Below are 8,214 nucleotides of genomic sequence, written 5' to 3'. Positions count from 1 at the left end.
ACTCCTCAACCAAAGACACCAGACGCGCCGTCGAGATGCCCGTGAACAACGGATGCGCCAACACCGCCCGATCGACCATGCCCCTCACCACGAGAGCATGCCCACCCGCTATCACGCACCAACTCGTTAGTTGATGACGGTGTTCACGTCCGTGTCGGCGTCAAGGCCGGGCAGCCAGGACGCGTACGCGGCAGATGCGGGCATGACGGCCTCACCTCTCGGGGTGCCGGACGGGCGGCTGGACGGCGACGTCGTCGGCGCGCACGCTGCTGGCCGCCGGGTCGGCCAGCAGCTGGCCGTGACCGGGGCGGTGGGTAGGCGGGAAACACCAGGATTCGAGGGGGAGGACACCTCATGTGGCTTGCTATGGTCGGGCTGCTGCTCTGGCTCGGCGGTTACGCAGTGTTGTGTGCCGTGAAGCCGTTCGCGCCGTGCCGCAGGGGCGCGGGGCGGGGCGTAGTCGAGCGGTTCGGGAAGGCGCGGACGTGCCCGCGGTGCCGTGGCCGCAGGCTTCGGCTGCGCGTCGGCCGGCGCGCGCACAACGCGTGGCGCAGAACCCATGACGCAGGTACCCGCTGAACGGGATGATGAGCCATGCCTTCACCAGCCCGCATCCTCGGCATAGCCGTCGCTGCCGCGCTGCTCGCGGGCGGCGGCTTCGCAGTCGGCCGACTCACGGCCCCCGAGCCCAGCTCCACCGCCGCCGATTGCGCAGAGCCCCGGAGGCTGCACCAGGAGTACATCGACAGCATCTCGCCGGACGTCGATCAACCGATGGAAGAGAAGCGGACCAACGGCCGGATGCTGGCCAACACGATCCTGCAGAACCCCGGCTGCTTCAGCGTCGCCGATCGAGCGTCCGCGCAAACCATCCTCGACACGATCGACCAAGGCGTGCAGGAAGACGCGATCAACGATCTCCGCAGCGACGTTGAGGAGTGCGTCGAGGACGCCACGGACGCGTACTCATGGAGCAACTGCTGACTCGCCAGCGTGTGGCGCCATACGTGCGAGGACAGCACTCTCTGATGGCTCACGTGGGCACGGGCACCGCTATGGCGTCAGTTTGTCCATCCCACTTCACGTAGATCGCGGTCACAGGGTCCAAGCCCATCGCAGTCAGAATCTGGAACTCGTGGCTCTCGCCAGGCTGAAGAGTCACCCCCTCCGGCAAGTTCCTGCACTGGCCGGGCTCCCCTGCTCGTACGACGGTCAAATTGACCGCGGGACCCGTTCCGCGATTACGGAGCAGGTACTGCACCTTGGACGTCCGCTCCACGCGCAGGTCAGGCCTTGGCCGAGCCGCCTCGGCTTCAGCCGCGCGCCGCTCGGCTGCCTCGTTCTGCATCTCGGCCAGCGCAGCTTCGTCTGCTGCCGCCGAACGCTCTGCCGCCGCAGCCGCCCTCTCCGACGAGTCCGCGGACTGCCTGGCTGCGTTGGCTGACTGTCTGCTGTGCTTCAGGGCAATGCCGCTGAAGACGGCGGCCACGACCGCTACCAGCGCGGCGACTGCACTTGGTACGTCTCCCCAATCCATATCGGGACGATAGCGATCCGGGTCTGCGTGCGCGGGATCGGAGGGGCCCACTTCATCGCTCCTGCCAGTTGCAGCACAGTCGCGCCTGTCTATCTTGTGTCATACGGGTGCCATCACCGCATGAGAAGGGCAGGTCAGAGCCAACGAACCGCATCCCCTATGCGGTTGGCGGGTTCTCCGGCAGTCGCCCAAAATCGGCAGCATTGCCAAGGTCTGCCGCCGTACCATGCCCGCCATGACTTCGGACGCCACCCCGCGTGAGCGGAACCCCTTCTTCGAGGCCGTCGGCCGCGTGACGGTCGCCGGTGCTGAGCTCGACTTCAGCCTCCGCCAGCTGCTCGGCACAATCGCCCCGGAACCGACCCTGTTGCTCTCCGCCAACACCGAGGGTTGCGCCCGCCTTATCACTTGTGCGAGCTCGCGCTGAGCGTGGGAACGGTGGCCGACGCGGACACCGCCGAGATCCAGGCATGCCTGAACCGCGCCAAGGCACTGAAGGACAGGCGCAACGCGGTCGTCCACTCGCTCTTCATGAACACCGGGGAGAACGGCGGCTTGGAGGCGATGAAGCCCGTCAGGAAGTCCATCGGCTACAACGCCACCCCCATCACCATTGAAGAGATGGAAGCGATCGCCGACGAAGTCACCGTGCTGCGCGACGACATGTTCAGCGCCGGTTGGAACGCGGGGGCGGCCAAGCTGCCCGGAATGCGGCCGATCCCGCCGCGCGCCCCCGGTCAGAAGGTCAACGGCGCTTCTGCTGACTGACGAGCCGGTCGCACAAGGAGCGGTGCCGGCGTCGCTCGCCCGCCACCGGGAGCACTGGTGGGTGGCTTCGTCGTTCAGGACCGATCCGGGAACTACTGGCACTGAAGGGGCGTCCGTGTCTGGGGAATCGCGGCACTGAGACGGCGCGAGATCGAACGAGTCGCGGCTGTCGGAGGAAGAGGCGGGGGGTGGGCCTGTTGGACTGGGGCGACGTGCCGACGTGGATCGGCGGGGCGGGTGCGCTGGGCGCAGCCTGGTTTGCGTACCAGACGATCACGAGCCAGCGGCAACAGATCGGCGAGCAGCGCGAGTTCATCGCCGAGCAATCGCGGTTCATGGCCGAGCAGAAGCAGAACCTGGAACTGGAGCGCGTAGAGCTGCGCGGCCGCAGACGACCGGCGGTGGGCGCAGGCCCGCCAGGTCCGGATGTATCAGCGCATGGTTGGTGGACAGCCAGACGGCGCGGGTGGTCTCACCGGCGGACCTGACCACTGGGCCGTGACCGTGCAGAACCCCAGTGATGCCCCTGTGCACCAGCTTGAAGTGCGTTTCGGAACCGCCTACACGGCGTCCGATGTGTGGGAGTGGCCAGCGTTTGATCCATCCCAGCGAGGGGCTACGGCTGGGGACCGGCTGGCTATGCCGGTTTACCTGCTTGGGCCTGGTAGGGCCGTGCGATTCGGTTCTCAGAGTTGGCCCACGGTGACCGTGCACAACAACCGGCCGACGGTGTTCTTCACGGACGACAGCGACGTCCGTTGGTCGCTCGACTCGTACGGGAAGCTGGAGGAGGTTCCGACCGACGGGGCGTCGTGAGGGGAGTCTGCGGCCGTCAGTGCTCCCACGCGTCCGGGGGTCACAACACAGCCACACGCCCCACACAGTGCCTTCACGCGGCGCATGATGCCCACCTCGACACGCACGACCCTGGGGGGACCATGCGCACCCGCACCGCCATCGCCGCCGCCCTACTGCTCGGCGCCACCGCCACCGCGTGCAGCAGCAGCGACGAGCCCAAGACCATCCGTGTCACCGTCACACAGACCGTGACCGCCACACCGAGCGCGGAGACCGCAGCAGACGCCGCTGACGGCGTCCTCAAGATGGGTGCTGCGAAGACCATCGTCGACACCGAAGTCGACGTCCACGCCACCGTGCAGGCCCTCGAATACCAGCAGCCCTACAAGGGGCCGCAGCCTCAGAAGCCGGAGGACTTCCAGGGCGGTGACGTCTGGGCCACCGCGGAGGTGAAGGTCTGCAACATTGAGGGCACCGACTTCACCGTCGATCAGTTCCCGTGGTCACTGGCCTACGAGGATGGCACCAGCATCGAAGTGACCGGCTCCTCCGGCGGCGACATGCCTAAGCCCGAGTACCCGATGGACAAGACCCTCACACCCGGGCGCTGTGCCCGCGGCCTCGTCGCCTTCCCCGTGCCGAGTGACAAGCGGCCCGAGCGTCTGGTGTACCAGCCGGGGAGTGGTGAACCCACGGAGTGGGCGATCCCGAAGGCGTAGCTGAGAAGAGCCCCCAGCGCGGCCGTGACGGGCCGTCTGGGGGCTTCCCCATGTCCGCGGTCAGCTGTCGAGCGGCTCAGCCATGTGCGCTTTGGCGATAGCGTCGATCCGCCGTGCAAGGTCGAAGTCCGCCTCGGTCAGCTTGTGGCCGACGTCGTGCGTGGTGATCGCGAACCGCACCTTGCCCCAGCGCAGATCGATGTCGGCATGGTGGCTGATGAGCCGCTCGACATCCGCGACGTGCACGATCATTGCGACACCGCCGTGATAACGGATCGAGAACGTGCGGGTGATCTCATCGCCCTCGCGCCGCCACCCAGGCGCCGCCCGCAGAGCGGCCTCGATCTCGTCCTCGGTCAGCGGCACCGGTGCCTCTGCCACGCTCAGCTCCCCTCGATCACGGGCGCCAGAACCTCGGCGAGGTCCCGGCCGACCGGGGCATCCTGCCACGGCCGCATCGCCCGCTGCAGGGTGGCCAACTCCCGCCGCATACGCGCCGAACGGGTCTCTACGGCGATATCCGCCACCGTGCGGGCAATCTCCAGGGCCTGGTCAGGTTCGCCCGCTCCGGCCGCCGCGGTGGCGTGCCGAGCCAGGTACACGCCACGGTCCCGGCGCGCGGTCTCCGGGACGATGTCGAGGACCTGGTCCCACAGGGAGACGGCTTCCGTGCCGAGGCCGAGGCGCCCGTAGCAGGTGGCACGCTGAACCTCGAGGTAGCCGGGCGTCCGCCGGCAGGCGTTGCCCCATGGCAGGTCGTCGTCGACTCGGGCGAGCAGCCCGTCCGCCTCGTCGATGAGCCGGTCCACGGCCGCCCGGTCCCTGGTGAGGCTGGCGCCGTGGGCCTGCTGCTGCATGGCCATGATGCGCACCTTGGGCACCAGGCGCCCGGAGTCCTCCAGCGCGGCTTCGCACAGGTCGATGACCGCGTGCCCGTCACCGAGATCGGTGCGCACCTGCGCCTGATTGACGAGGGAGTAGCCGATCAGGTGCGGGTCTCGTGAGCGCATGGCGATCTCTTGGGTGACGCCACGCCAGAAGCTCGCCCCGTCCATGTCGCCGGCGTCCTGGTACAACCAGCCCACCAAGGCGGCATAGGCAGCACCGACTCGCAGCAGACCGCGCCTCTTCTCGCCCTTTGCCGAGCGGATCAGCTTGTCGATCAGCTGGTACTGCGCAGACACGGTGCCAATCAGGTCGTGAGGGCCAAGGAACATGTCAGCCCGGTAGTGCCCCTCAAGCTGGGTCTGGAAGTAGTCGATCAGGGCCGGGTCTACGTGCTGCGGCGCGACCGGGCCAGCAACGAGCGCGGCAGCGGTGACGGAGACGAACGCCCTGCGTTTCACATCGGCCTCTTCATGGTGCTCGGGGCGGATCCAGCCGGGCGGCGTGGTGAATCCCAGATCTTCGGGCCATCGGCCGAGCGCGTCGTGAATCACGATCGCGGTCTCCTCGGCCGGCCAGCCGGGGCGCTCCCCCTCCCAGCGGCGCCATGTGCGCGCGGACACGGTGAACTGGCGGTCGTCGAGGAGTCGTTGCCCGTGCTCGGTCAGCTTGGCCGCGGCCTGCTCGATGGTGCGCCAGCCGACGCGGAGCCGTGCGGCCCGTAAGGCGTCGTTGCGGCCCATGCGTCCAGTCTGAGGTGTCATCGCGCCCGTTCCCGGCCATGGCCGCCACGTGGCCACGGATGGCCACGCCACGGCCTAGTTGTGTCTCACCGTGCACACCCATCATCGCGATGTGACTACGGGACGTGCACCCAGTGCGACAGAAGATGTTGAGGCGGAACGGGATGAGCGCCCGCTGGACCTCGCCTTGATGCGCGGCAGTGCGCGCCGTCTTCTCGCCGACGACGCCGAACCGCCCATGCCCGACGAGCTGGAGACACTCACTCTCCAGCTGCGCGGGCACATCATGCTCGCCATCCCGGAAGTCGAGACGGCCACCGCGGGGCTGCCCGAGGACGACATCCCGCGGGCTTGCGCGCTGGCCTGCGTCGGCGAGGCCCGCATGCGCCTGAACCTGGAAGCAGGCCGCAGCCTGCCCGCCGGCATCGCCCACGCGCAACGGCTCGCCCGATCGGTGAACGCCCTGTGCGACCACTACGAGAACCTCGGAGGCCCTCACACCGCGGGACCCGACGAGACACCCGAGCAGGCCGCGTACCGGTGCATGCTCGTGCACGGCTCCGCTTGCCCGACGTGCCGGGCAGTGAACGAGGACGGGTCAAACGCCGGCGTCTCTTGCGAGACCGGCGACCGGCTCTACGAGGAGTACCGGCAGGCACGGCGGGACGCTCCCGCTCCCCACTGACGCCGCCGTCGGCGCCTGCGACACCGGCCGCGCCCTGCTCCGTCTCACACTGCGGCAGGGGCGGTCTTGATGCTCCCGCTGCGCCCAGCATCGTACGCCGTCACTGACGAGCGCCACCCAGACCCCCGCCCCGGACCCCGAACCCTGGACAGGTCGAGCCCCGGGGCGGGCGCACGACGCACGTCCGAAGCACTACCGACTCAAGGAGGCACGGAACGTGACCACTGCTCAGAAGCGCCCGCTGATCGACGCGCGAGGCCTGATCAGCGCTGAGATGCGAGCAACCCTCGTCGCCAACATGTGCGACAAGTTCCCCCAGCTGACGAAGGAGAAGGCGGACCGCGGCGTCGGCCAGATGCTCGCCTTCCTCGCGGCGTGCGACTACGCCGACCGGCCGCTCAGCCCCTCGCCGCTGGTGGACGACTTCTGGCACGCCTTCCTGCTCCACACCAAGGCGTACCGGGAGTTCTGCGAGCAGACGTTCGGCCGGTTCCTGGACCACCAGCCCGGCTACCTCGACCCGGAGGAGCACGGCGGCGGCAAGGCACTCCGGGCCCGGACCGTCGACGCGATCACCATTGCCGGGTACGAGATCGACATGGAGTTCTGGCCCGAGCTGGACCTCGCGGACTGCTCGCAGTGCCACGCGAACTGCTCGGACAGCCCGAACCATCCCTGACGGCTCCGCCGTGGGCCTCCGGTCTATGCCACGCTGTGGCCAGGCTGGAGGCCTTCCCGTTTCGCTCGACCATCGCAGGAGACCACGGGTGGACCGCATCGAATGGCACGACCTACCGGCACCGACCCGGGCCGCCGTCGAACGGCACACAGGCCCGGTCGAGCGGGCCGAGACCGCGCCGCACGGCGTCATGTCCCGGCTCGCCTGCACTGTCCGCACACGAGCAGGCCGAGCGTTCGTCAAGGGCACCCGGCACGACGACCCCCAGGCGTGGGTATACCGCCACGAGGCCGAGGTCACGCGGAACGCGCCCCGTGCGCCCCGCGTGCTGTGGGAGGTCGACGCCGGGGGGTGGCTGCTCTACGGGTACGAGTACATCGACGGCCGGCACCCGGACCTGACTCCAGGGTCCGACGACCTCGTCCCCCTCGTGCACACGCTCGTCGTCGTATCCGAGACGCCATGGCCTGAGACCCTGCGCAAGAAGCCGCTTCACTCACGGTGGGCCGAGTTCCTGCCCGAGGACGTGCCGACCGGACTGCAAGGTCGAGGACTTGCCCACACAGACATGTCACCGCACAACATGCTGGTGACTCCCGTCGGCGAGCTACTGCTGCTGGACTGGGCCCTTGCCTGCCCCGCCCCCGCATGGGCCGACACTGCGCTGACAGTCCCCCGGCTCATCTCGGCCGGCCACACCCCGGAACAGGCCGAGGCGATTGCACGGCAGGTTCCCGCGTACCGTGCGGCTGACCCTGCAGCCGTGAGCCTCTTCGCGCGCACCGTCTACGCCGCGTGGGAGGACTGGGAACGCACGCGCCCGCTGCCTCACCGCGCTGCACTCACTGCCGCGGCCCGGGACTGGGCAGCGTGCCGTGAGGCTGGGTCCACAACCCGCACGCCCTGAGCAGCGGCAGCAGCCGCACGAACGCCCGCCCGTCCTCTGCACCCCCGTCCCCGTGACGAGAGGACGGGCGGGTGACGGCCTTCCCGCGAACTCCGTACGGATGCCGCCCCCGTACGGCAGGTTGCTCGCCCAACTGCACACCCAAGGGGGGACCTTGCGTATCCGTACAGCCGCCGCGGCGGCCCTGCTTGCCGCCACACTCACCGCCTGCCTGCCTGGCAGCGACGACAAAGCCGCACAGACGCCGAGCAGCGCGCCAGCCGATGACCCGCGTGACGACTGCCTCGCCGACCTCGTGAAGGCGTACCCCGGCCTCGATCCCGAGACGCCGATGCTGGACCAGGTCGACACGTGTGCCGGCCTGCGCGATCCCGCCACGAGCCGCGATCGCCTTACGCAGCGGATCGATGACGACCTCACCCAGGTCGCGGTCGCCGATCTTCAGCTGAATGACCATCGGCTGGGTGCTGGCCGCTGAGTCTGGGGTGGCCTC

Annotated in this window: 12 protein-coding genes; 9 read left to right on the top strand and 3 right to left on the bottom strand. The window is 68.9% G+C overall.

Annotated features, from left to right (window positions below):
- Window positions 1–594 precede the first annotated feature (594 nt).
- On the top strand, window positions 595–984 hold the full coding sequence (locus ACTWQJ_RS40985; RefSeq protein WP_443311511.1) for a hypothetical protein: 390 nt from the start codon (window positions 595–597) through the stop codon (window positions 982–984).
- A gap of 49 nt (window positions 985–1,033) precedes the next feature.
- Here the strand turns inward: ACTWQJ_RS40985 and ACTWQJ_RS40980 are convergent, their stop codons facing one another.
- On the bottom strand, window positions 1,034–1,537 hold the full coding sequence (locus tag ACTWQJ_RS40980) for a hypothetical protein (protein ID WP_443311510.1): 504 nt from the start codon (window positions 1,535–1,537) through the stop codon (window positions 1,034–1,036).
- A 235-nt stretch (window positions 1,538–1,772) separates the two neighbouring features.
- On the opposite strand from ACTWQJ_RS40980, the gene ACTWQJ_RS40975 reads away from it, so the two are divergent.
- The 4 genes from ACTWQJ_RS40975 to ACTWQJ_RS40960 all read left to right on the top strand — a co-directional run bounded on the left by ACTWQJ_RS40975 (window position 1,773) and on the right by ACTWQJ_RS40960 (window position 3,822).
- Window positions 1,773–1,964 carry a hypothetical protein gene (locus ACTWQJ_RS40975; RefSeq protein ID WP_443311509.1) on the top strand — a complete coding sequence of 64 codons (192 nt, stop codon included), beginning with the start codon at window positions 1,773–1,775 and terminating at the stop codon, window positions 1,962–1,964.
- Between the two features lie 11 nt (window positions 1,965–1,975).
- Window positions 1,976–2,305, top strand: coding sequence for a hypothetical protein (locus ACTWQJ_RS40970; RefSeq protein ID WP_443311508.1), 330 nt, complete (start codon window positions 1,976–1,978; stop codon window positions 2,303–2,305).
- 188 nt (window positions 2,306–2,493) lie between these two features.
- On the top strand, window positions 2,494–2,793 hold the full coding sequence (locus ACTWQJ_RS40965; RefSeq protein ID WP_443311507.1) for a hypothetical protein: 300 nt from the start codon (window positions 2,494–2,496) through the stop codon (window positions 2,791–2,793).
- Between the two features lie 450 nt (window positions 2,794–3,243).
- Complete coding sequence (locus ACTWQJ_RS40960; RefSeq protein ID WP_443311506.1) at window positions 3,244–3,822, top strand: DUF4352 domain-containing protein; 579 nt, start codon at window positions 3,244–3,246, stop codon at window positions 3,820–3,822.
- Window positions 3,823–3,882: 60 nt separating this feature from the next.
- Here the strand turns inward: ACTWQJ_RS40960 and ACTWQJ_RS40955 are convergent, their stop codons facing one another.
- Both ACTWQJ_RS40955 and ACTWQJ_RS40950 read right to left on the bottom strand, forming a co-directional pair.
- Window positions 3,883–4,203, bottom strand: coding sequence for a 4a-hydroxytetrahydrobiopterin dehydratase (locus ACTWQJ_RS40955; RefSeq protein WP_443311505.1), 321 nt, complete (start codon window positions 4,201–4,203; stop codon window positions 3,883–3,885).
- A gap of 2 nt (window positions 4,204–4,205) precedes the next feature.
- Entirely contained in the window at window positions 4,206–5,450 is a 1,245-nt protein-coding gene (locus tag ACTWQJ_RS40950; protein WP_443311504.1) for a Twin-arginine translocation pathway signal, read from the bottom strand.
- A gap of 190 nt (window positions 5,451–5,640) precedes the next feature.
- On the opposite strand from ACTWQJ_RS40950, the gene ACTWQJ_RS40945 reads away from it, so the two are divergent.
- The 4 genes from ACTWQJ_RS40945 to ACTWQJ_RS40930 all read left to right on the top strand — a co-directional run bounded on the left by ACTWQJ_RS40945 (window position 5,641) and on the right by ACTWQJ_RS40930 (window position 8,199).
- Window positions 5,641–6,135, top strand: coding sequence for a DUF6415 family natural product biosynthesis protein (locus ACTWQJ_RS40945; RefSeq protein WP_443311503.1), 495 nt, complete (start codon window positions 5,641–5,643; stop codon window positions 6,133–6,135).
- Between the two features lie 217 nt (window positions 6,136–6,352).
- Window positions 6,353–6,814 carry a glycine-rich domain-containing protein gene (locus ACTWQJ_RS40940; RefSeq protein WP_443311502.1) on the top strand — a complete coding sequence of 154 codons (462 nt, stop codon included), beginning with the start codon at window positions 6,353–6,355 and terminating at the stop codon, window positions 6,812–6,814.
- A gap of 88 nt (window positions 6,815–6,902) precedes the next feature.
- The gene (locus ACTWQJ_RS40935) at window positions 6,903–7,721 is read left to right on the top strand and encodes a phosphotransferase family protein (RefSeq protein ID WP_443311501.1); all 819 of its coding nucleotides are present in this window, start codon (window positions 6,903–6,905) and stop codon (window positions 7,719–7,721) included.
- 100 nt (window positions 7,722–7,821) lie between these two features.
- Complete coding sequence (locus tag ACTWQJ_RS40930) at window positions 7,822–8,199, top strand: hypothetical protein (protein ID WP_443311500.1); 378 nt, start codon at window positions 7,822–7,824, stop codon at window positions 8,197–8,199.
- Window positions 8,200–8,214: the final 15 nt, after the last annotated feature.

Origin of the sequence: Streptomyces sp. KR55, from assembly GCF_052245645.1 — a bacterium.
Lineage (GTDB): Bacteria > Actinomycetota > Actinomycetes > Streptomycetales > Streptomycetaceae > Streptomyces > Streptomyces flavusporus.
The sequence above is the reverse complement of the archived record's forward strand: the minus strand, read 5'-3'. Positions and strand labels throughout refer to the sequence as shown.

Coding starts and splice junctions, on each gene's coding strand:
- ACTWQJ_RS40950 (WP_443311504.1), bottom strand. CDS start 5,450: ATGGGCCGCAACGACGCCTTACGGGCCGCACGGCTCCGCGTCGGCTGG.
- ACTWQJ_RS40985 (WP_443311511.1), top strand. CDS start 595: ATGCCTTCACCAGCCCGCATCCTCGGCATAGCCGTCGCTGCCGCGCTG.
- ACTWQJ_RS40975 (WP_443311509.1), top strand. CDS start 1,773: ATGACTTCGGACGCCACCCCGCGTGAGCGGAACCCCTTCTTCGAGGCC.
- ACTWQJ_RS40960 (WP_443311506.1), top strand. CDS start 3,244: ATGCGCACCCGCACCGCCATCGCCGCCGCCCTACTGCTCGGCGCCACC.
- ACTWQJ_RS40945 (WP_443311503.1), top strand. CDS start 5,641: ATGCGCGGCAGTGCGCGCCGTCTTCTCGCCGACGACGCCGAACCGCCC.
- ACTWQJ_RS40980 (WP_443311510.1), bottom strand. CDS start 1,537: ATGGATTGGGGAGACGTACCAAGTGCAGTCGCCGCGCTGGTAGCGGTC.
- ACTWQJ_RS40930 (WP_443311500.1), top strand. CDS start 7,822: ATGCCGCCCCCGTACGGCAGGTTGCTCGCCCAACTGCACACCCAAGGG.